Below are 21124 nucleotides of genomic sequence, written 5' to 3' on the forward strand. Positions count from 1 at the left end.
TTGCAGGATGAGGAAAAGAGACTTACAAATTTTGACCTTTATTTCCGATTTCTGCAAGGCAAAATGGCGCCAACGAAGCATAATCGCAGGCGAGGAAATCAGGAAATGTCGGGCCCGATCAGGCACATCGTGATGTGGCGGCTGCGCGGGGAGACCCCCGAGGAGCGCTCCGCCGCCCGGGTCAAGGTCAAGACCCTGTTCGAGGGCCTCAAGGGCCGAATCGACGGCCTCACCCATATCGAAGTCGGCATGGACGTCAGCGCGGTCGACTACGCCTGCGACGTGGTGCTGTTCTCCGAATTCACCGACCAGGCCGCGCTCAGCGCCTATGCCAACCACCCGGAACATCTGCGCGTGCGCGAGGCGCTGGGCGACTTGCGGATCGGACGCTTCCAGGTCGATTATCCCATCAAAGAGACCGGCGCATGATCGGTTCGTTCACCTTTGAAAACCTGCCCTGCCGCGTCGTGTTCGGCAGCGGAACGCTTGCCTCCGCCAAGGCTGAAGTCGAGCGGCTCGGCGGCAAGCGCGCGCTGGTGCTGACGACGCCGCAGCAAGAGGCGCAGGGCAAGAGCCTAGGAACCGCGCTCGGCCCGCACTATGCCGGCATCTTCCCGGGCGCCACCATGCATACGCCGGTCGAGGTCACGGAACGTGCACTCGCGGCGATGAAGGCGTGCGATGCCGACTGCGTCGTCTCGCTCGGCGGCGGCTCGACCACCGGCCTCGGCAAGGCGCTCGCCTTACGCACCGGCGTCAACCAGCTCTGCATTCCCACCACCTATGCCGGCTCGGAGATGACGCCGATCGTCGGCCAGACCGAGAACGGGTTGAAGACCACGGTGCGCGACGCCGCCGTGCTGCCGGAGACCGTGATCTACGATGTCGATCTGACCTTGACGCTGCCGGCGAGCCTGGCCGCGACATCCGGCATCAACGCGATCGCCCATGCGGTGGAAGCGCTCTATGCGCGCGATTCCAATCCCGTGACCTCGCTGATGGCGGAAGAAGGCATCCGCGCGCTGGCCCGCGCCCTGCCCGCCATCGCTGCCAAGAGCGACGACCGCGAGGCGCGCACCGAAGCACTCTATGGCGCATGGCTGTGCGGCGTCTGCCTCGGCACGGTCGGCATGGCGCTGCATCACAAGCTCTGCCACACGCTCGGCGGCACCTTCGATCTGCCGCACGCCGAAACGCACACCATCGTGCTGCCGCATGCGCTGGCCTACAACGCACCGGCCGTGCCCGACGCGATGGCGCGCGTCGCGCGCGCGATCGGCGCGGCCGATGCATCGCAAGGACTGTTCGAACTTGCGAAGCGACTGGGTGCGAAGCTCGCGCTACGCGACGTCGGCATGCCCGAGAACGGAATCGACAAGGCGGCCGATCTTGCGGTGACAAACGCCTACTGGAATCCGCGTCCGCTCGAACGAAACGCCATTCGTGACTTGATCGCGCGCGCCTGGGCCGGCGAGCCGCCTGTTACCATCAAAGCTGCGGCTTGAAGCGATGCGGCGCACGCTGATCAAATCCGCCACCGTCATCAGCATGGATGACGCGATCGGCGATCTCAACACCGGCGACGTGCTGGTCGAGGGCAATCGCATCGTCGATGTGCGCCCATCGATAGACGTCGCAGCCGACACCGAGATCGTCGAGGGTACCGGCCGCATCGTCATCCCCGGCCTGATCAACGCGCACATGCACACCTGGCAGACGGGCTTGCGCGGCTATGCCGCGAACTGGACGCTGCTCGAATATTTCCGTCGTATGCATGCCGGGCTCGCGACCGTGTTCCGGCCCGATGACATCCACATCGCAACCCTCGTCGGCGCGCTGAACCAGATCAATTGCGGCACGACCACACTCGTTGACTGGTGCCACAACAACCCGACGCCCGATCATACCGACGCCGCCGTACGAGGCCTGATTGAGAGCGGCATCCGCGCCGCCTTCTTCCACGGCTCGCCGAAGCCCGAGCCGAAACCGGGTGAGCCGCATTTCTCAGAAGTGCCGCACCCGCGCCGCGAGGTCGAGCGGCTGCTCGCAGGTCCCCTTGCCGATCGCGACGGCCTCGTCACGCTGGGGCTCGCCATTCTCGGCCCACACTATTCGACCCTCGACGTCGCCATGCACGATTTCCGCCTGGCGCGCGAGCTCAAGCTGATCGCATCGATGCACCAGGGCGGCGGTCCGGCCAAGACGCCTGGCGGCTGGGAAAAGCTGATCGAGGCGGGTCTCGTCGGGGCCGGCGTCAACATCGTGCATGGTAACGACCTGCCCGATGAACTGCTCGGCCGGATGGTCGATCTCGGTGTGTCGTTCTCGGTGACGCCGGAGAACGAGATGATCCAGGGCCATGGCTTTCCCATCACCGGACGCCTCCTAAAGCGCGGCGTTCGGCCGACGATCGGCATTGATCTCGAATCCGTGCTGGCCGGCGATCTCTTCTCCGCCGCCCGCGTGGCGCTTTCGATGCAGCGGGCGCTCGACAATGCGGAGTCGCGGCAAGCGAGCGGCACGATTCCGGCGACAACCACAATTCCCGTGCGCGAAGCGCTGCGCTGGATCACAACAGAGGGCGCCCGCATGCTCGGCCGCGAGCACCAGATCGGCTCGCTGACCCCGGGCAAGCTCGCCGACCTCGTCATCATCAACGCCTCCGACCTCAACCTCTTCCCGGTGCACGATCCCGTCGCAACCGTCGTGATGCAGACCAGCCTCGCCAACATCGATGCCGTCATGATCGGCGGCGCCTGGAAGAAGAGGAATGGCCAATTGCTGGTCGACGGGCTGGAGACGAAGAAGAAGCTGCTCGCACAATCCGGCCAGCGACTGGTGCGAGACATCGAACGACAGGGACGCGCTGCCTGACGGCGCCAACGGACAAGAACAATGACAGACATTTCGAAAAAGGTCGCTTTCATCGGGATCGGCAAGATGGGCCTGCCGATGTCGATGCTCGTCGCCAAAGCCGGCTATGCCGTCACCGCGTTCGACCAGAGCGCGGCGCGGACCAACGAGGCGCGCGCGCAAGGCATCTCGATTGCCGCTTCGCCGGCCGAGGCCGTGAGCGGCAAGACGGCTGTCGTCACGTCCCTGCCTGATGACGCTGCCTTGCGCGGTGCGCTGCTTGACACCACCGGCCTCATCGCCGCGATGACGCCGGGAGCTGTTCTGATCGAAACCAGTACCGTGAGTGTCGAGGCCTCGAGCGAAGTTGCGGCCGCAGCCCAGGCGCGCGGAATCACCTATCTTCGCTCGCCGGTCTCCGGCAATGCCAGCATCGTGCACACGGGCGCGCTGACCTGCTTCGTATCAGGACCCAAAGAAGCCTTCGAGAACACAAAGCCGCTATTCGCAACATTCACCCGCGCACAGACCTATCTCGGGCCCGGCGAAGAGGCCCGCTACGCAAAACTCTCGGTCAATCTGATGATCGCGGTATCGGCGGCGATGATGGCCGAGAGCCTAGCGCTGGCGCGCAAGGGCGGCATCGCCTGGCAGGACATCTTGAAGGTGCTCGACGACAGCGCGGTGGCCTCTCCGATGGTGAAGTACAAGACCGCGCCGCTGCGGACCCGCGATTTCGAGTCCACCTTCTCCTGCAGGCAGATGGCCAAGGACCTCGATCTCATCCTCGGCGCCGGCCATGCCGTTGGCGTGCCACTTCAGCTCGCAGCCCAGGTGCGCGAGACCTATGGATCGCTGGTCGCACAAGGCGACGGCGATACCGACTTCATCGCGACCGTCAAACATCTGGAACGGTTGTCCGGGCTCGGCGAACCCAAACTCTGATCGGCGGAGGCACCTATGCGTAACTTCAACGAGAACACGATCACGGACGCGGTGCTGGGGCGGATCGCGGGCGCCACCGACCCGCGTATCAAGCAGGTCAGCGAGGCCTTGGTACGCCATCTTCACGCTTTCGTCCGCGAGGTGCGGCCGACCCAGAAGGAATGGGAATACGGCATCGATTTCCTGACCCGCACCGGGCACATGTGCGACGACAAGCGCCAGGAGTTCATCTTGCTGTCGGATACGCTCGGCGTCTCCATGCTGGTCGATGCCATCAACCATCCGGTGCCGGAAGGCGCAACCGAGACCACGGTGCTCGGCCCATTCTTCGTCCAGGCCGCGCCGGAGAAGGACAGCGGCGCCGACATCTCCGGCCCGATGGAGGGCGATCCGATGCTGGTCTCCGGCTCGGTCTCGACCGTCGACGGAAAGCCGCTTGCGGGCGCCATCGTCGACGTCTGGCATTCCGACGATGACGGCTATTACGACGTGCAGCAGCTCGACGACATCGGCGATCTCGCGATGCGCGCGCGCTTCCACACCGACGCTAGCGGCCGTTTCCATTTCTGGTCGATCAAGCCTGCGGCTTATCCCATTCCGCATGATGGCCCGGTCGGCGAGATGCTGGAGGTCCAGGGCCGCCATCCCTGGCGGCCCGCGCATGTGCACTTCATGATCTCGGCGCCCGGCTTCGAGCAGCTGGTGACCCACGTGTTCGTGGCCGGCGACCAATATCTCGATAGCGACGTGGTGTTCGGCGTCAAGGACAGCCTGATTCGGGAGTTCGTCCGTCAGCCCGCCGGCCGTGCGCCGGATGGTCGCATGGTGGACAGCGCGTATTTTCATCTCAACTATGATTTCGGCCTGAAGCAGCTCGCGAGCAACGCGAGAGCCGCTTAAGCTGAACGACGGACCAAACAAGAGTCCGGCAACAGGGAGCAGACGGGAGCTGAGGATGGGACCGCGGGTCAGCACAAGCATATTGGCCGAGCGCCTCAACGGCATGATCGGCTCGCGCGCGAGCGTCGCGCGCGGCGTGCTCGATCAGCATGGGCAGAGCGAGTCGCATTACCGCAACCTACCGCCCGACATCGTCGTCTTCCCCGAGACCACGCAGGAGGTCGCCGAAATCGTGAAACTGTGCGCCGGCACGGGCATGCCGATCGTCCCGTTCGGCGCCGGCACCTCGCTCGAAGGCAATGCGGCCGCCGTCGCCGGCGGCGTCTGCTTCGACTTTGCACGCATGAACAAGGTGCTGACAGTGCACGACAGCGACATGGATGTCGTGGTGCAGCCCGGCATTACGCGCAAGCAGCTCAATGCGGAGCTGCGCAATACAGGCCTGTTCTTCCCGATCGACCCCGGCGCCGACGCCTCGATCGGCGGCATGACGTCGACGCGTGCGTCCGGCACCATGGCCGTGCGCTACGGCACCATGAAGGACAACGTCATGGCGCTCGAGGTGGTGCTGGCCGACGGCCGCGTGATCCGGACCGCCAAACGCGCGCGCAAATCGGCCGCCGGCTACGACCTGACCCGCATGTTCGTGGGTGCCGAGGGCACGCTGGGCGTCATCACCGAGGTCACGCTGAAGGTGCACCCGGTGCCGCAGGCGATCTCGGCCGCGGTCTGCAGCTTCGATACCCTGCACGATGCCGTGGACACCGCCATCTCCGTGATCCAGTCCGCAATCCCGGTGGCACGCATCGAGCTGCTCGACGACGTCATGATGCGCGGCATCAACGCCTACGCCAAGCTCGGTTATCGGGAGGCCCCCACTCTGTTCTTCGAATTCCACGGCTCCGAAACCTCCGTCGCCGAGCAGGCCGAGGCCGCCCAGGCGATCGCCGCCGATCATGGCGGCCACGGCTTTGCCTGGGCCAAGGCCGCGGAAGACCGCAGCCGGCTCTGGCACGCCCGCGACAACACGCTCTATGCCGGCCTCGGCCTGCGACCCGGCGCACGTGCAGTAATCACCGATGTCTGCGTGCCGATCTCGCGGCTCGCGGAATGCCTGACCGAGACGCGCCGCGATGCGGACGAGCACGGCTTCACCGCGCCGATCGTCGGCCACGTCGGCGACGGCAATTTCCACATGCTGATCCTGATCGATCCGGCAAAGCCCGAGGAGGCCGAAGGCGCCAAGGCGCTCCAGGCCCGCATGGTCGCCCGCGCCATCGCCATGGACGGCACCTGCACCGGCGAGCACGGCATCGGGCTCGGCAAGATCGACTATCTCACCGATGAGCTCGGTGAGGCCGTGGACGTGATGCGGCAGGTCAAGCAAGCCCTCGATCCTGATGGACTGATGAATCCCGGAAAGATCTTTGCCAGCGGAGCGCGGGCATGAGCAGCGCAGCATTGGCCATTGAGCCCTCCTCGCCCGTCCCGCTCCTTGAGCTGCGCGGCATCAGCAAGGAGTTTCCCGGCGTCAAGGCACTGGATGACGTGTCCTTTGCCGTCTACCCCGGCGAAGTCCACATGCTGCTGGGCGAGAACGGCGCCGGCAAGTCGAGCCTGATGAAGGTGCTGTGCGGCGCCTACCGCGCCGATGCCGGCGAGTTCTACCACAAGGGCGAGAAGGTCGCGATCTCTTCGACCGCGGATGCGCAGAAGCTCGGCATTGCCGTGATCTTCCAGGAATTCTCGCTGGTCCCCTATCTCGATATCGCCCAGAACATCTTCCTCGGACGCGAACCGAAGGGCCGCATTCCCGGCACCATCGACCGCCGCAAGATCCTGGCTGACGCCAGGCGAGTGCTCAGCACGATCGGCTTCGACATCGATCCTTCCACCACCGTCGACAAGTTGGGCGTGGCGCAGCAGCAGATGGTCGAGATTGCCAAGGCGATCAGCCAGAACGCCCGCATCCTCGTCATGGACGAGCCGACCGCGGCGCTGTCCGACCGCGAGACCGAGCTGCTGTTTGCGCTGATCGCGCGGCTGAAGGCCGACGGCGTGTCCATCGTCTACATCTCGCACCGCATGGCCGAGGTGTTCGCGCTCGGAGATCGCATCACCGTGCTGCGCGACGGCCGCCGCATCGACGGGGTCCGGCCCGCCGACGTCACGCCGGACCAGCTTGTCCGCATGATGGTCGGCCGCAATGTCGACATGACCTACCCGCGCAATTTTGCCGACAAGCCCGGCGAGCTGCTGCTGGAGGTCAAGGGCCTGAGCTCTTCGACTGGGATCTCCGATATCAACATCGAGGTGCGCCGGGGCGAGATCGTCGGCCTGTGCGGCCTGGTCGGCTCGGGCCGCAGCGAGGTCGCCCGCGCCATCTTCGGCGCCGATCCCGTGACGTCAGGTGAAATCGTCTTCGACGGCAAGTCCATTTCTGGCGAACCCGACCTTGCCGCCCGCCGCGGCATCGCGCTGATCCCGGAGAGCCGCAAGAGCGAAGGCCTCGCGCTGCTGCGCTCGGTGAGCGACAATCTGGTGGTGTCGGCGCTGCGAAAGCTGTTCCCGAGCGGGCTGTTCGATCAGCGCCGTGCACAGCGTACCTCCGACGGCCTGATCCGGCAGCTGCGCATCGCGACGCCCAGCGCGCGGCAAACCGTCGGGCTGCTCTCGGGCGGAAACCAGCAGAAGGTCGTGATCGGCAAATGGCTCGCGGCCGGTTCGAAACTGTTCATCTTCGACGAGCCGACACGCGGCATCGACATCGGCGCCAAGTCGGAGATCTTTGCCCTGATCGACCGCCTCGTCGCGGAGGGGGCGGCCGCCTTGATGATCTCGTCCGAGCAGGTCGAGATCTGCCATGTCTGCGACCGCGCCTATGTGATGCGCGAGGGGCGCATCGCAGGGCATCTGACCCGCAACGAACTGACCGAGGAGAACATCGTGCGACTGGGGATGCATCATGCGTGAAGCCGCGGTCGTCGCTCAACCCAATCCGCTGCAGCGCATTCCCGGCGTTGCCATGGTGCTGGTGCTGCTGATCGCGCTGTTCAGCGTGATCGCGCCCGGCTTCCTGTCGGTCGCCAACCTCTCCAACGTGCTGGTGCAGTCGACCATCCTGACCATGCTCGCGCTGCCGATGACCTTGATCATCATGACCGAGGGGCTGGACCTGTCGATGGGTGCGGTGCTGACGCTGACCTCGCTCTGCGTCGCGATCGTGTCGCTCGCAACGCACTCGATGCTGCTGGGCCTAGGCGCCGGTCTGCTCGTCGGCACGGCGTTCGGCGTCGCCAACGGCTGGCTGGTTGCGATCCTCGGCATCCCGCCCTTCGTCGCGACGCTCGGCACGCTCGGCATGGCGCAGGGCCTGTCGCTGATCGTCAGCGACGGCCAGAGCGTGGTCGGCATCCCCCACAGCGTGCGCGACATCTATTCGGCGACGCTTCTCGGCATTCCCGTACCGATCGTGATGGCGCTGGTGACCTATGCAGTGTTTCACGGCCTGCTCTATCACACCCGCTTCGGCACCTACATCTTCGCACTCGGCGGCAACCGCGAGGCCCTGCGTTACGCCGGCCTCTCGCCGAACAAGCTGTTGATCGCGGTCTATGCGATCGGCGGCGCCATGGCCGGCATCGCGGGCCTCTTGATGACGGCGCGGATGAATTCCGGCCATCCCACCGCGGGCCTTGGGCTCGAATTCGATGCCATCGCGGCCGTCGCCGTCGGCGGCACCTCGTTCGAGCGCGGCAATGGCTGGCTGCTCGGCACCCTGCTCGGGGTCCTCTCAGTCGGCGTGCTCCGCAACGGGCTGAACCTGATCTCGCTGCCCTCCTCGGTGCAGGTCGCAAGCGTCGGCGTCCTCGTCATCGTTGCCCTGTTCCTCGATGGCCTCAGGAGCCGCGCATGACCGACATCACCAAGAACGACATCGCGCCGCCCCGCTCCTTCCTCTCGCAGGATGCGATCCAGGTGTTCTATCGCCTGCTCGCAGCGCTCTTGATCTGCGCGGTGCTCGCCGTGCTCAGCGATTCCTTCCTGAGCCTCGGCAACATCCTCAACGTTCTGCGACAGGCAAGCCTGACCTTCTTCATCGCCTCCGGCCTGACGCTTGTGGTGCTGACCGCCGGCCTCGATCTTTCCGTCGGCGCCAATGTCGCGCTGTCGGCCTGCATCGCCGGCACCGTGATCCACACGACCGGCTCGCCGGCGCTCGGCATCCTCACCGGGCTTGCCTGCGGCGGCATCGTTGGTCTGCTCAACGGCATCATGGTCACCGCGCTCCGCATCCCCTCCTTCATCGCCACCTATGGCATGCTCTGGGTGCTGAACGGCCTCACCTATTGGTACATGGCGGGCGAGACCCTTCACGGCTTCCCGGCAGGCTTCCGCCAGATCGGCAGCGGCTATCTGTTCGGCCTGCCCATCCCGGTCTATCTGCTCCTGGTGTTCCTTGGCGTCGGGACGCTTTTCGCCCAGCGAACGATCTGGGGCCAGGAGATCTATGCAATCGGCGCCAATCCGGTCGCGGCCCGCCTCTCCGGCATTCCCGTGGCGCGCCGCCTTCTGCTGGTCTACGCCGTCTCCGGCACCATGGCTGGCCTTGCTTCGATCATCTTCCTGTCGCGGCTGAACTCGGCGGAGGCCGATATCGGCGAAAGCCTGACGCTGCCGGCGATCGCGGCCGTGCTGATCGGCGGCACCTCGCTGTTCGGCGGCGTCGGTACCGTGTTCGGCACCTTCATCGGCGCGCTGATCCTGACGCTGGTGCTGAACGGCATGAACCTCTTGTCGGTCAGCGCCAATTGGCAGCCGCTCGTCACCGGCATCATCGTCATTCTCGCGGTCTGGCTCGACATGAAAACCCGCCGCCGTGCGCAATGAGTTCTTAGAAATCCAACAAGCAAAATGAGGGATGGAGGCTACATGAGACAGAAATTTGGTTATCTGGCGCTACCGCTGCTGATGGCGGCTGCGCTCACCACGCAAGCGCGCGCCGATGGCGAGACCATCGCCGTCTTCACCAAGAACCAGACCAATCCGTTCTTCCAGACGGTGCGGGTCGGCGCCGACAACATGGCGAAGTCGCTGAACGCGAAGACGCTGCAATACATCCCGACCAAGCCGGACTCGATTCCCGAGCAGCTCAGCCAGATCGAGGACGTCGTAGTGAAGAAGCCGAGCGCGATCGTCTTCACGCCTGTCGACTACAAGGCGATGGTGCCGGGGGTCGAGAAGATCAACGAAGCCAAGATCCCGGTCGTCAACATCACCGACCGTTCCGCCGGCGGCAAGTTCCTCTCCTTCGTCGGCGCCGACGATTACAGCCTTGGCCTGGAGACCGCGCGCTTCCTGCTCAAGACGCTGGGCGGCAAGGGCAACATCGTCATCATCGAGGGCGTCAAGGGCTCGCTGACCAATGTCGACCGCGTCCGCGGCTTCAACGATGCGCTCAAGGAAAGCGCGGGCGCCAAGCTCCTGGCCTCGCAGCCCGGCAACTACCAGCGGCTCCAGGCGCTCCAGGTGATGGAGAACTTGATGCAGTCGAATTCGCAGATCGACGGCGTGTTAGCTGCCAACGACGCCATGGCGGTCGGCGCGATCGAGGCCCTCGACGGCGCCAACCGCAAGGCCCAGGTGATCGGCATCAACGGCACCAAAGAGGCGATCGACGCGATCAAATCCGGCAAGCTGCTCGCGAGCGGCGACTACAACGGATTCGCGCAAGGCTGCCTCGGCACCATGATGGCGATCCGGTCCCTGCGCAGCCAGCCGGTCATCAACGAGATCGTGCTGAAGCCGACCGTCATCACAAAGGACAATTACCAGCCGTTCGACGTGCCCCTGGAGCAGCGGACCTGCCCGACCTTCGAGGACGCCGGCAAGCTCAGCGCGAAATAAGCCAGCCGATCACCACAAACCCGGACGGCCGCGCCTGCGGCCGTCCCAAGAACTTGGCCAAGAAACGGAGACACCATGCTGTTCGCCATTCATGCCGTCGACCGCGCCGGCGCGCTGCCGACCCGGCTTGCCAATTACGACGCCCACAAGATCTTCCTGAGCGACACCTCGCCATACGGCGTCAAGATCGTGATGTCGGGGCCGCTCGTCTCCGACGACGGCGCGACCATGATCGGCAGCCTGTTCCTGATCGAGGCGCCCGGCCGCAATGAGGTCGAAGCCTTCAACCGCGCTGATCCTTTTGCCGCCGCCGGCATCTGGGAAAAGGTCACGATCACGGCCTTCCTGCGGCGGCAGGGTTGAGGCCGGCCACATCAAAAATACGAAAACAACCCCATGCACAGTAGAACGGAGTTGTTTCTGCTTACGAATTTCCATCGCGAACTTCGCGCCAGGCGCGTTCGGGACGATTCTCGCATACGAACCCGACGCCAAGCCAGATGGGCAGTTGCGCTTTGACACGTCGGGCAAAACAGGGGCATGATGCCATCATTCCCCGATCGTCGTTGCTGCGCCCTCAGACCTGTCGCCAATAGCGGCTGGCGCAACTACTATGCGGCCGTCGCTGGCGTGTCGTCTTCGAGATGACAGGCCACCCACTGCTCGGGCCCTGTCGCACGAAGCACCGGCTCCTCGATCCGGCAGCGATCGAAGACGAGCGGGCAGCGCGTGTGGAAGCGGCATCCGCGCGGCGGATTGATCGGGCTTGGCACGTCGCCCTTGAGGATGATGGGATTGCGCTGCGCGCCGGGCTCGGGCAGCGGCACCGCCGAGAGCAGCGCCCTGGTGTAGGGATGTCTCGGTGCCGCAAAGATCTCGCGGCGCGGAGCCACCTCGACGATCTTGCCGAGATACATCACCGCGACGCGGTGAGTCATGTGCTCGACGATCGCGAGATCGTGGCTGATGAACAAGAGCGCGAGGCCGAACTCGCTCTGGAGATCCTGCAGCAGATTGACGATCTGCGCCTTGACGGAGACGTCGAGCGCCGAGACCGCCTCGTCGCACACGATGAGCTCGGGCTCGGCCGCAAGGGCCCGCGCAATGCCAATCCGCTGGCGCTGGCCGCCGGAGAACTCGTGCGGCCGGCGGTTCAGGGCCTCGCGCGGCAGGCGAACGGTATCCATCAACGCGGTAACGCGCACCTCGAGATCGTCCGCCGATTTGGCGAGGCCGAAATTCCGGATCGGCTCGGCCAGGATGTCGCGCACGCGCATACGCGGGTTGAGGCTCGAGAACGGATCCTGGAACACCACCTGCACGCGGCGGCGCATCTGGCGCAGCGTGCTCGGCGCGGCGTCGTCGATACGCTGGCCGTCGAGGATCACCTGTCCCGCGGTGATGTCGAACAGCCGCAAGATGGCGCGGCCGACCGTCGACTTGCCGCAACCGGACTCGCCGACCAGCGACAGTGTCTCGCCGCGGGCGATCTCGAACGACACGCCGTCCACCGCATAGACGAATTCGGACTTGCGGCCGAACAGGCCGGACTTGATCGGAAAGTGCTTCTTGAGGTCGTTGACCTGGAGCAGCGGAGGACTCATGCCGCGACGGCTCCCTTGGCTGCATAGTGGCAGGCGGCGATGTGACGGGGGCCCTTCTCTTCGAGCCCCGGCGCATATTGCCGGCAGAGATCGGTCGCAAGCGCGCAGCGGCCGGCGAAGACGCAGCCGCTGATGGGCTTGCGAAGATCGGGCACCTGCCCCGGAATCTCGGCGAGCCGCGTCGCCGTCCCGGCAAGCGAGGAACCAAGCTTCGGCACCGCGCCGAGCAAGCCCTGCGTATAGGGATGGCGCGGCGACCGGAACAATTCGCCGACCGGCGCCTCCTCGACCTTGCGGCCGGCATACATGACCATGACGCGTTCGGCGATTTCGGCGACGACGCCGAGATCGTGGGTGATGAGGATGATCGCCGCGCCGACCCGGCGCTTCAGATCCAGCATCAGCTTCAGGATTTGCGCCTGGATCGTCACATCGAGCGCGGTGGTCGGCTCATCCGCAATGAGAAGCTTCGGATTGCAGGCGAGCGCGATGGCGATCATGACGCGCTGGCGCATGCCGCCGGAGAGCTGATGCGGATATTCGCGCACGCGCCGCTTCGGCTCGGGAATGCCGACCAGCGTCAGCATCTCGATCGCGTGCGCCTCGGCGGCGTGCTTGTCCAGGCCCTGATGAATCATCAAGGTCTCGCGGATCTGGCGGCCGACGGTGAGGACCGGGTTCAGGCTGGTCATCGGCTCCTGGAAGATCATCGAGATGTCATTGCCGCGGATGGCACGCATCTCGCGGTCGGAGAGTTGCAGCAGGTCCTTGCCCGCAAAGCGGATGCCGCCTGCGATCCTGCCCGGCGGCTCCGGGATCAGCCGCATCAGCGACATCGAGGTCACCGACTTGCCGCAACCGGATTCGCCGACGATGGCCAGCGTCTCCCCCTCGTTGACGTGGAAGGACACGCCGTCGACCGCCCGATTGATGCCGCTGGGGGTGCGGAAGTGGGTCTGCAGGTTCTCGACTTCGAGCAACGCCATCGCCATCAGCCCCGGGACACTAAAGACGCTTGGCCATGCGCGGATCGAGCGCATCGCGAAGGCCGTCGCCAAGCAGGTTCACGGCGAGAACGGTGACGGACAGAAAGGCCGCCGGGAAGAACACGATGTAGGGCTTGACCTGCCACAGCGCGCGGCCCTCGGCCATGATGTTGCCCCAGGACGGAATGGTCGGCGGCGTCCCGGCGCCGATGAAGGACAGGATCGCCTCCGTGATCATGGCGCTGGCGCAGATATAGGTCGCCTGCACCAGCATCGGCGCCACCGTGTTGGGCAGGATGTGGCGCAAAATGATCATCGGCGTGCGCGTGCCGCAGGCGACCGCCGCGTCCACATAGGGCTGCTCGCGCAACGACAATACGACGCTGCGCACGAGGCGCGAGACGCGCGGAATTTCTGCAATGGTGATGGCGAGGATGACGTTGCCGACGCTGCCGCGGGTCAACGCCATCAGCGCGATCGCGAGCAGGATCGGCGGGATCGACATCAGCCCGTCCATGAAGCGCATCAAGATGCCGTCGGCCCAGCGGATGAAGCCCGAGACCATGCCGATGGCGAGACCCGCTGCAGATGCGAATATCGCAACGGATAAGCCGACCGTGAGCGAGACCCGCGCGCCGAAGAGCACGCGTGAATAGATGTCGCGGCCAAGCACGTCGGTGCCGAACCAGAAATCGGCCGACGGCGCCCGGGTGCGTTTGGCGGGCGCAAGCGCCGTCGGGTCGACCGTTCCGAGATAAGGCGCGAAGATCGCGATCAGGACCAATGCGAGCAACAGCGCGCCGCCGATCGCAACGGTGGGATGACCGCGCAAGAGCCCGATGAATCCACGCCTGATCGTGACAGGCCGGAGGATTTCAGGAAGTTGCGGCGCGAGGACGAGTCCCGGAGGCAGCGATTGCGGATTGACGGTCGTGTCGGTCAATAGCGGATCCTCGGGTCAACGAGCGTGTAGATCACGTCGATCATCAGATTGACGAGGACGTAGACGAAGCTGAACAGCAGCACGATGCCCTGGATCACAGGATAGTCGCGGCGCAGGATCGCATCGATCGTGAGCCGGCCGAGGCCGGGGATCGCGAATACGCTCTCCGTGACCACCGCACCGCCGATCAGCAGCGCAATACCGATCCCGATCACGGTCACGATCGGAACTGCCGCGTTCTTCAGCGCGTGAATGAACAGGATGCCGCCCTGCCCCAAGCCCTTCGCCCGCGCGGTGCGGATATAGTCCTGCTGCAACACTTCGAGCATGGCAGCGCGGGTGATGCGCGCGACCAGCGCGATGTAGACGCAGCCAAGCGCGATCGCCGGCAGGATCAGGTTCTCCAGCCATGGCCAGAATCCTTGCGCGAGCGGCGTGTAGCCCTGCACCGGAAGCCATTCGAGCTCGAGCGCGAAGATGTAGGCGAGCATGTAGCCGACCACGAAGACCGGCAACGAGAAGCCGAACACGGCAAAGCCCATGATGACGCGGTCGATCAGGCTGCCGGCCTTCCACGCCGCCACGACGCCGAGCGGCACCGCGACCACGATCGTCAGCAGCAGGGTGACGATCATCAGCGACAGTGTCGGTCCGAGGCGCTGGCCGATCATCGCCGACACCGGCAGATTGGTGAAGATCGAGGTGCCGAGATCGCCGTGCAGGATGCGCCAGACCCAGCTGCCGAACTGAACCAGGAACGGGCGGTCCAGACCGAGACTCTGGCGGATGCGCTCTACATCCTCCGGGCTCGCCTGGTCGCCCGCGATCACCACGGCCGGATCGCCCGGCGCGATGTAGAGCAGGCTGAACACGAACAGCGCAACGATCGCCATTACCGGCAAGGTCGCGACGATGCGACGGAGGATGTAGGAAAGCATCTGGCTTCAGCGCGCGATCATGCGGACTTCGACACCCCCCAGAAGAACGGCAGCGGCCCCTTGGCGATACCGGAGACGTTCTTGCGCCAGGCCGTGTAGGTCAGGAAGAAGCCGGTCGGCGCGTAGACGACGTCCTCGAGCGCCGCCTTGTTGACCTGCGCAATCGCGGCCTTCTCCTCCTCGAGATTCTTGGCCTCGAACCAGGCCGCGATCTCCTTCTCGGTGTTCGGGCTGTTGGGCCAGCCGAACCAGGCCTTGTCACCGTTGGCGCGGATGGCGGTGTAGGCAGCGGGCGTGATGCAATCGGCGCCGGCATGCCAGCTATGGAACATGTTCCAGCCGCCCTGTCCCGGCGGCGTCTTTGCGGCGCGGCGGGAGCCGACCGTGCCCCAATCAGTGGCAACGAAGTCGACATTCATGCCGAGCTTCTTCAGGAGGTCCGCGGTGACATCTCCTTGTGCCTTCGTGATCGGCTGATCCTGCGCCACCAAACAGGTCACCGGCTGGCCGGAATATCCGCTCTCGGCCAGTAGCTTCTTGGCCGCATCGAAGTTACGCTTGCCCTTGAGGATCTCGCCGCCCAGCTCGCTGTAGAGCGGGGTATCAGGCGTGAAGAAGCCCGGCAGCGACTTCCACAGCGCATCGTCGTCGCCGACGATCGCGCGCATATAGTCTTCCTGGCTGAGCGCCATCAACACCGCGCGCCGCGCCCGCACGTCGTTGAACGGCGCGAACAGGTGGTTCATGCGGAACGAGCCGATATTGCCGAGGGGATCGCCGATGTCGACGCTGATGTTCTTGTTCTTCTTCAGCACGGGCACGAGATCGGCGATCGGGTTCTCCCACCAGTCGACCTCACCGTTCTGCAATGCGGCCGCCGCGGTCGCGGGGTCCGGCATCACGATCCATTCCACGCGATCGACCATGATTTGCTTGCCGCCAGCGAGCCAGGATGCCTTCTCTTGCCGCGGGACGTAGTCGGCGAATTTCTCGAACACGGACTTGGCGCCCGGGACCCACTCGCTCTTGGCGAATTTCATCGGGCCCGAGCCGATATATTCGGTGATCTGCTTGAAGGGATCGGTCTTGGCGATACGCTCGGGCATCATGAAGGAGCACGGCGCGTTGTTCTTGGCGAGCGCGTAGAGCATTTTCGGGAAGGGCTGCTTCAAAACCCATTTGAACGTGCGGTCGTCGACCGCGGTCAATTCCTGCTGGATCGCGAGGATCATCAGGCCCATCGGATCGCGCGCCGCCCAGCGCGACAGGCTGGCGACGACGTCCTTGCTCAGCACCGGCTCACCATCGTGGAATTTGAGGCCCGGGCGCAGCTTGAATGTCCAGGTCTTGCCGTCGTCAGTGGTCTCCTCGGACTCGATCATCTGGCGCTGCGGCTGAAGCTGCGCGTCGATTCCGTAAAGCGTGTCCCAGACGAGCGCCGCCGCGTTGCGGACGACATATTGCGTGCCCCAGATCGGGTCGAAATTGGCCAGATTGGCCTGGGGCACGAAGCGCAGGGTGCGCGCCGCTGCTCCTTGCGCGATCGCCGGGGCCGAAAGGCCGCCTGTCAATGCCAGACCGCTCGCGCCAGCCAGTCCCTTCAATACGGTCCTGCGATCCATGAAGTCCCTCCCAGTAATGCCGTGATGCCAGCTGTTCATTGGCAAGGGCAAGTGAAACCGAGCCCATTTGCAAGCAAATGGTATGCCACTAATCGCGCCTTCGCCAGCAGGATCTCATCGACTTTTTTGGCCCAGTCATTGCAGGGCAGCACGGACGCACACCGCGATAGGCATAAGCTACGTGATCGCCATTTGCGGGCAAACCGGGGCGTCACTTCTCCGGTGGCGGCACCGCGCCGGTCCGGCTGGTGATCAGGCCGTAATGCTCGATGCGGCGGTGCTGTGCAAAGTTGAAGATCGTGGTCTTGCCGAAGCTCGTGGCATCGAGATCGCAGCTGTGGACGAGGAGCTCGTCTCCTTCGGTCTCGGCTTCGGCGACGATCTCACCGTTGGGATCGACGATCAGACTGCCGCCAAACAAGGCGTGACCGTCCTCGACGCCGGCCTTGGCCACCGCGACCACCCAGGTCGCATTCTGGTACGCGCCGGCCTGCACGGAGAGGCGATTGTGAAACATGCGCTTCTCGGTGCCCTCCTCACGTCGCTCCGCGTTCTCCGATGGCGTGTTGTAGCCGATCAGCACCATCTCGACGCCCTGCAAGCCCATGACGCGATAGGTCTCGGGCCAGCGGCGGTCGTTGCAGATGGCCATGCCGATGACGCCGCCCAGCTCGCGCCAGACGTTGAAACCGAGATCGCCCGGCTCGAAATAGCGCTTCTCCAGGTGCTGGTGCGAGCGATTGGCGTCGTAGTACGTATGGCCCGGCAAATGGACCTTGCGATATTTGCCGACGATCTTGCCGGACTTGTCGGTCAGGATTGCCGTGTTGAAGTGATGGCCGTCGGGCGTCAGCTCGGCATAGCCGAAATTCATCGCGATCTGATGCTGCGCCGCACGCTCGAACAGCGGCCTCGTCGCATCATTCGGCATTTCGCGCTCGAACCAGCTGTCGAACTCGGCCCGGTCCTCGACGTACCAGCGCGGGAAGAACGTGGTCAGCGCGAGCTCCGGATAGACGATCAGGTCGGCGCCTCTGGCGCTGGCCTCGTCCATCAGCGCAATCATGCGCTTGACCACGGCCCCGCGGCTATCAGCTTTCTGGATCGGGCCCATCTGGGCGGCGGCAACGTTGACGATACGCATCGGCGATTTCCGGATGTCTTGACGAGGCTGGGGATCGCAGGCTCAGGGGCCTACCGGCGCGCGCAGCATAACGCAGCCCCGCGCCGTTTTTCCACCCAAGCAGCTTTCATGCCGTTTGCCCAATCCGGCATCCTTCGCTTCGAACCTCGTGCCGGCGTGGTTCCGGGAGGTCGCCGTGATCGCAAAAAAGAGAAAGGCGCGTCACGGCCTGCCCTGACGCGCCTTGTGACGGACGTCGCGGGTTTTACGCGCTCGCCTGTGTCACGAACTTCGTATTGAGATAGCCCTCGATCGCCTCGAGGCCGCCTTCGGAGCCGTAGCCGGAATCCTTGATGCCGCCGAACGGGACTTCGGGCAAAGCGAGGCCGTGATGGTTGATCGAGACCATCCCGCTCTCGACGTCGGCGCCGATCGCCTGCATCGTCTTGGTCGAGGTTGTGTAGGCATAGGCCGCAAGCCCATAAGGCAGACGGTTCGCTTCCGCCACCACCTCGTCATAGCTGCGGAAGGACGTGATCGGGGCAAGAGGTCCGAACGGCTCCTCGTTCATGATGCGGGCATCTCGCGGCACGTCGGTCAGCACGGTCGGCTCGAAGAAGAAGCCTTCATTGCCGATGCGCTTGCCGCCGGCCTGCACCTTGGCACCGTGCTGGACCGCGTCGGAGACGAAGCCCTCCATGGCGTCGACACGGCGCGGGTTCGCCAGCGGCCCCATGCGGGTGTCCTTGTCGAGGCCATTGCCGACCTTGAGGCTCTTGGCCGCCGCCACGAATTTATCGACGAAGGGCTGGTAGACGCTTTCATGCACCAGGAAGCGCGTCGGCGAGACGCAGACCTGGCCGGCATTGCGGAATTTATTGGCGGACAGGATCTTTGCGGCGTTGTCGAGATCGGCGTCCGCGAACACGATCGCCGGCGCGTGGCCGCCGAGCTCCATGGTGACGCGCTTCATGTGCAGGCCGGCGAGCGCGGCGAGATGCTTGCCGACGGCGGTCGAGCCGGTGAAGCTGATTTTACGGATGATCGGATGCGGAATGAGATATTCCGACACTTCCGACGGCACGCCGAACACCAGCTGGACGACGCCGGGGGGAATGCCCGCATCGGCATAGGCCCGCACCAGCTCCATGCAGCTTGCCGGCGTTTCTTCCGGCCCCTTGACGATGATCGAGCAGCCCGCCGCGAGCGCGGCGGAGATCTTGCGCACGGCCTGGTTGATCGGGAAATTCCAGGGCGTGAAGGCCGCGACCGGGCCGACCGGCTCCTTGGTCACGAGCTGCGAGACGTTGCCCATCCGCGGCGGCACGATGCGGCCATAGGCGCGGCGGGCCTCCTCGGAGAACCAGTCGATGAGGTCGCCGGCCAGCATGGTCTCGCCTTGCGCTTCCACCACCGGCTTGCCCTGCTCCATGGTCATCACGGGCGCGATCTCGGCGGCGCGCGAGCGGATGATGTCGGCAGCCTTGCGCATCAGCTTGTAGCGGTCGAAGGGCGACATCTTGCGCCAGACCTCGAAGCCGGCCTTGGCGGCCTCCAGCGCGCGGTCGAGATCGGCGCGCGAGGCATGCGGGGTCTTGCCGATCGGCTGGCCGGTGGCGGGATTGAGGATGTCCTCCGACTTGCCGGACGTGCCGTCGGTCCACTCGCCGGCGATGAACATCTGAACTTTCGGGTACATCCTTGCTGCCTCCTGCATGACTTTCGGATTTCGACGGGTTGATGCCGCCGTTTCGAGCGAAGGCAGAGCTACACTGAAAGGTCGCCGGCGAAAAGGATCAATGATGCCGGAGCAGCGCATCGCTGATCTGCTGCCCCGCACCGCATCGCGCCGTAGTTTCCGCTCAACCTATGCTGCCAGCGAGGATCGCAACCGCCGCCAACCGATGACGATGCCGGTAACGGAAAACACCAGCCCGAGCGTACAGAGGCCGACGATCACGACATCACGCAGCCGCGGACGGGCCAGCAGAATCGGAAAGTCAAGCGTGTGCAGCGCACCGTAAAGCCAGCGGTACGCGCGCCGCGACGGGTCCAGTCTTTGCAGCACGCTGCCATCGGCGCCGTCGACATCGAACCAGAGGTCGCCGCAGGTCGAGCGGTAGACTGGTGCGCCCGGGACCGCGGATCGCGCCGGATAGTCGTCATTGTCGGCGAGCACCGACGATGCGGCACAGCCGGCGGCAAGGCGCGCCATCAACTCGCCGATCTCCCGCACATCCAGGAATGCCGTCCCTCCGTCGCGAGGCGTACCTCCCGCCCTGATCATTGTCTGATCGTGCAGGCCGATCCGATCGCGCCGATAGACATTGCCGTTGAAGGCGAACCATTCGGCCTCGCGAGCCGAGGCAGATATTGGCTGCCGATCGAGCAATGCGGCCTCCCTCCAATCCGGCGCGGCATTCATCACGCCGGCCTCTGTCGGGGTCAATTGCCCGCGCGAGAACAACCGGCCGTGATCCATCGAGAGCCAGCCGCTGAAGATCCAGGTCAGCACGAAGAACATCGCCGCAAGGCCCATCAGATGATGTAGCGCATGCCAGCCCCGGTATGGCGAGGAGATGCGACCTCCTCGCGGCTGGATCCGCACGATCCCGAGCACCGCCCCAAGCATTGCTGCGATCAGCGCCAGCAGCGACAGCGTCCAGACCACCTGATCCCATAGCGCCCAGTTGCTTCGCAGAACCGTCGGATAGATCCAGTGCAGCACACTGCCGGCCCAATTCCACCCACGCTCGCTGCGCGTCGTATCAAGCACGATCTCGCCGGTCAGCGACGAGACATAGAGCTCCGTTCCGTTGGCATCGCCGAGAGCCGCGCGAAACAACGGTCGATGGCGATCGAAACCGTTCGGCACGGTCCATTGGTCATAATCCGAGCGCCCGACGATCGCGGCCCGTGCGGCGTCGAGCCCGCGCTGCCGGGCATACCCTTGCACGATGGTGAGTGCGGCATCGGCAGACATCACCGACGCGTCCCGTCCGTCGGAGGCGTGGACCGCGCGCGAACGAGATGGTCCCGATACGATGTAGACCGGTCCATCGCTCCGCTCGATCAGCCGAACGCGCGTGGCATCCGCAATCCCGCTCGCGGCGACGGCATCGGCAACCGAGATCCTCGTCTCTTCGCGATCCACGGGCACGAGTCCGGCAAATCGCTCCGCCTCCGTCAGCGACGGAAACGGAACGAAGTGCATGACGATTCCACTCGCGAACCACATCGCGAACAGCAGGCAGAACGCGATCCCGAGCCAGCGGTGCAGCAGGACGATCGCGCCCATCATGC

General features: G+C 64.9%; 19 protein-coding genes. 11 read left to right on the forward strand and 8 right to left on the reverse strand.

All coding sequences use genetic code 11. From position 1 onward, the window contains the following. Nucleotides 1–105: 105 nt before the first annotated feature. The 11 genes from NLM27_RS18605 to NLM27_RS18655 all read left to right on the forward strand — a co-directional run bounded on the left by NLM27_RS18605 (nt 106) and on the right by NLM27_RS18655 (nt 10968). Nucleotides 106–429 (forward strand): Dabb family protein, encoded by a 324-nt coding sequence (locus NLM27_RS18605; protein ID WP_097659251.1) that lies wholly within the window; start codon nt 106–108, stop codon nt 427–429. Continuing rightward, nucleotides 426–1505, forward strand: a complete 1080-nt coding sequence (locus NLM27_RS18610; protein WP_254144689.1) for a maleylacetate reductase — start codon at nt 426–428, stop codon at nt 1503–1505. The genes NLM27_RS18605 and NLM27_RS18610 overlap by 4 nt, the downstream gene beginning before the upstream one ends. A 4-nt stretch (nt 1506–1509) precedes the next feature. Continuing rightward, complete coding sequence (locus NLM27_RS18615; RefSeq protein ID WP_254144690.1) at nt 1510–2874, forward strand: amidohydrolase family protein; 1365 nt, start codon at nt 1510–1512, stop codon at nt 2872–2874. 21 nt (nt 2875–2895) lie between these two features. Then, nucleotides 2896–3798, forward strand: coding sequence for an NAD(P)-dependent oxidoreductase (locus NLM27_RS18620; RefSeq protein ID WP_254144691.1), 903 nt, complete (start codon nt 2896–2898; stop codon nt 3796–3798). A gap of 15 nt (nt 3799–3813) precedes the next feature. Next, a complete protein-coding gene (locus tag NLM27_RS18625; RefSeq protein WP_254144692.1) occupies nt 3814–4698 on the forward strand; it encodes an intradiol ring-cleavage dioxygenase in 885 nt (294 codons plus the stop codon). A 55-nt stretch (nt 4699–4753) separates the two neighbouring features. Beyond that, nucleotides 4754–6148: an FAD-linked oxidase C-terminal domain-containing protein gene (locus NLM27_RS18630; protein ID WP_254144693.1), complete on the forward strand. Its 1395-nt coding sequence runs from the start codon at nt 4754–4756 to the stop codon at nt 6146–6148. After that, a complete protein-coding gene (locus NLM27_RS18635; RefSeq protein ID WP_254144694.1) occupies nt 6145–7671 on the forward strand; it encodes a sugar ABC transporter ATP-binding protein in 1527 nt (508 codons plus the stop codon). Before NLM27_RS18630 ends, NLM27_RS18635 begins: the two co-directional genes overlap by 4 nt. Continuing rightward, nucleotides 7664–8614 carry an ABC transporter permease gene (locus tag NLM27_RS18640; RefSeq protein WP_254144695.1) on the forward strand — a complete coding sequence of 317 codons (951 nt, stop codon included), beginning with the start codon at nt 7664–7666 and terminating at the stop codon, nt 8612–8614. Before NLM27_RS18635 ends, NLM27_RS18640 begins: the two co-directional genes overlap by 8 nt. Further along, on the forward strand, nt 8611–9588 hold the full coding sequence (locus NLM27_RS18645; protein ID WP_254144696.1) for an ABC transporter permease: 978 nt from the start codon (nt 8611–8613) through the stop codon (nt 9586–9588). The genes NLM27_RS18640 and NLM27_RS18645 overlap by 4 nt, the downstream gene beginning before the upstream one ends. Before the next feature lie 42 nt (nt 9589–9630). Continuing rightward, nucleotides 9631–10605, forward strand: a complete 975-nt coding sequence (locus NLM27_RS18650) for a sugar ABC transporter substrate-binding protein (protein ID WP_254144697.1) — start codon at nt 9631–9633, stop codon at nt 10603–10605. 75 nt (nt 10606–10680) lie between these two features. Then, complete coding sequence (locus tag NLM27_RS18655; protein ID WP_254144698.1) at nt 10681–10968, forward strand: YciI family protein; 288 nt, start codon at nt 10681–10683, stop codon at nt 10966–10968. Nucleotides 10969–11216: 248 nt separating this feature from the next. Here NLM27_RS18655 and NLM27_RS18660 read toward each other — a convergent pair whose 3' ends face one another. The 8 genes from NLM27_RS18660 to NLM27_RS18695 form a co-directional block, all read right to left on the reverse strand. Next, nucleotides 11217–12209, reverse strand: a complete 993-nt coding sequence (locus tag NLM27_RS18660; RefSeq protein WP_254144699.1) for an ABC transporter ATP-binding protein — start codon at nt 12207–12209, stop codon at nt 11217–11219. Continuing rightward, complete coding sequence (locus tag NLM27_RS18665; RefSeq protein WP_254144700.1) at nt 12206–13195, reverse strand: ABC transporter ATP-binding protein; 990 nt, start codon at nt 13193–13195, stop codon at nt 12206–12208. The genes NLM27_RS18660 and NLM27_RS18665 overlap by 4 nt, the downstream gene beginning before the upstream one ends. Nucleotides 13196–13214: 19 nt before the next feature. Next, nucleotides 13215–14138, reverse strand: a complete 924-nt coding sequence (locus NLM27_RS18670; RefSeq protein ID WP_254144701.1) for an ABC transporter permease — start codon at nt 14136–14138, stop codon at nt 13215–13217. Continuing rightward, complete coding sequence (locus tag NLM27_RS18675) at nt 14135–15076, reverse strand: ABC transporter permease (RefSeq protein WP_254144702.1); 942 nt, start codon at nt 15074–15076, stop codon at nt 14135–14137. The genes NLM27_RS18670 and NLM27_RS18675 overlap by 4 nt, the downstream gene beginning before the upstream one ends. Nucleotides 15077–15093: 17 nt before the next feature. Then, complete coding sequence (locus tag NLM27_RS18680; protein ID WP_254144703.1) at nt 15094–16698, reverse strand: ABC transporter substrate-binding protein; 1605 nt, start codon at nt 16696–16698, stop codon at nt 15094–15096. A gap of 211 nt (nt 16699–16909) precedes the next feature. Continuing rightward, a complete protein-coding gene (locus tag NLM27_RS18685) occupies nt 16910–17842 on the reverse strand; it encodes an N-carbamoyl-D-amino-acid hydrolase (RefSeq protein ID WP_254144704.1) in 933 nt (310 codons plus the stop codon). 244 nt (nt 17843–18086) lie between these two features. Next, nucleotides 18087–19520, reverse strand: coding sequence for an NAD-dependent succinate-semialdehyde dehydrogenase (locus NLM27_RS18690; protein ID WP_254144705.1), 1434 nt, complete (start codon nt 19518–19520; stop codon nt 18087–18089). 168 nt (nt 19521–19688) lie between these two features. Beyond that, nucleotides 19689–21122, reverse strand: coding sequence for a PepSY domain-containing protein (locus NLM27_RS18695; RefSeq protein WP_254144706.1), 1434 nt, complete (start codon nt 21120–21122; stop codon nt 19689–19691). Nucleotides 21123–21124: the final 2 nt, after the last annotated feature.

It is taken from the genome of Bradyrhizobium sp. CCGB12 (genome assembly GCF_024199845.1).
Lineage (GTDB): Bacteria > Pseudomonadota > Alphaproteobacteria > Rhizobiales > Xanthobacteraceae > Bradyrhizobium.

Bases quoted from the DNA above. Each gene is read 5' to 3' on its own strand.
- NLM27_RS18675 (WP_254144702.1), bottom strand. From the start codon at position 15,076: ATGCTTTCCTACATCCTCCGTCGCATCGTCGCGACCTTGCCGGTAATG.
- NLM27_RS18655 (WP_254144698.1), top strand. From the start codon at position 10,681: ATGCTGTTCGCCATTCATGCCGTCGACCGCGCCGGCGCGCTGCCGACC.
- NLM27_RS18630 (WP_254144693.1), top strand. From the start codon at position 4,754: ATGGGACCGCGGGTCAGCACAAGCATATTGGCCGAGCGCCTCAACGGC.
- NLM27_RS18645 (WP_254144696.1), top strand. From the start codon at position 8,611: ATGACCGACATCACCAAGAACGACATCGCGCCGCCCCGCTCCTTCCTC.
- NLM27_RS18610 (WP_254144689.1), top strand. From the start codon at position 426: ATGATCGGTTCGTTCACCTTTGAAAACCTGCCCTGCCGCGTCGTGTTC.
- NLM27_RS18695 (WP_254144706.1), bottom strand. From the start codon at position 21,122: ATGATGGGCGCGATCGTCCTGCTGCACCGCTGGCTCGGGATCGCGTTC.
- NLM27_RS18690 (WP_254144705.1), bottom strand. From the start codon at position 19,520: ATGTACCCGAAAGTTCAGATGTTCATCGCCGGCGAGTGGACCGACGGC.
- NLM27_RS18660 (WP_254144699.1), bottom strand. From the start codon at position 12,209: ATGAGTCCTCCGCTGCTCCAGGTCAACGACCTCAAGAAGCACTTTCCG.
- NLM27_RS18680 (WP_254144703.1), bottom strand. From the start codon at position 16,698: ATGGATCGCAGGACCGTATTGAAGGGACTGGCTGGCGCGAGCGGTCTG.
- NLM27_RS18665 (WP_254144700.1), bottom strand. From the start codon at position 13,195: ATGGCGTTGCTCGAAGTCGAGAACCTGCAGACCCACTTCCGCACCCCC.
- NLM27_RS18635 (WP_254144694.1), top strand. From the start codon at position 6,145: ATGAGCAGCGCAGCATTGGCCATTGAGCCCTCCTCGCCCGTCCCGCTC.
- NLM27_RS18615 (WP_254144690.1), top strand. From the start codon at position 1,510: ATGCGGCGCACGCTGATCAAATCCGCCACCGTCATCAGCATGGATGAC.
- NLM27_RS18640 (WP_254144695.1), top strand. From the start codon at position 7,664: ATGCGTGAAGCCGCGGTCGTCGCTCAACCCAATCCGCTGCAGCGCATT.
- NLM27_RS18625 (WP_254144692.1), top strand. From the start codon at position 3,814: ATGCGTAACTTCAACGAGAACACGATCACGGACGCGGTGCTGGGGCGG.
- NLM27_RS18650 (WP_254144697.1), top strand. From the start codon at position 9,631: ATGAGACAGAAATTTGGTTATCTGGCGCTACCGCTGCTGATGGCGGCT.
- NLM27_RS18620 (WP_254144691.1), top strand. From the start codon at position 2,896: ATGACAGACATTTCGAAAAAGGTCGCTTTCATCGGGATCGGCAAGATG.
- NLM27_RS18685 (WP_254144704.1), bottom strand. From the start codon at position 17,842: ATGCGTATCGTCAACGTTGCCGCCGCCCAGATGGGCCCGATCCAGAAA.
- NLM27_RS18605 (WP_097659251.1), top strand. From the start codon at position 106: ATGTCGGGCCCGATCAGGCACATCGTGATGTGGCGGCTGCGCGGGGAG.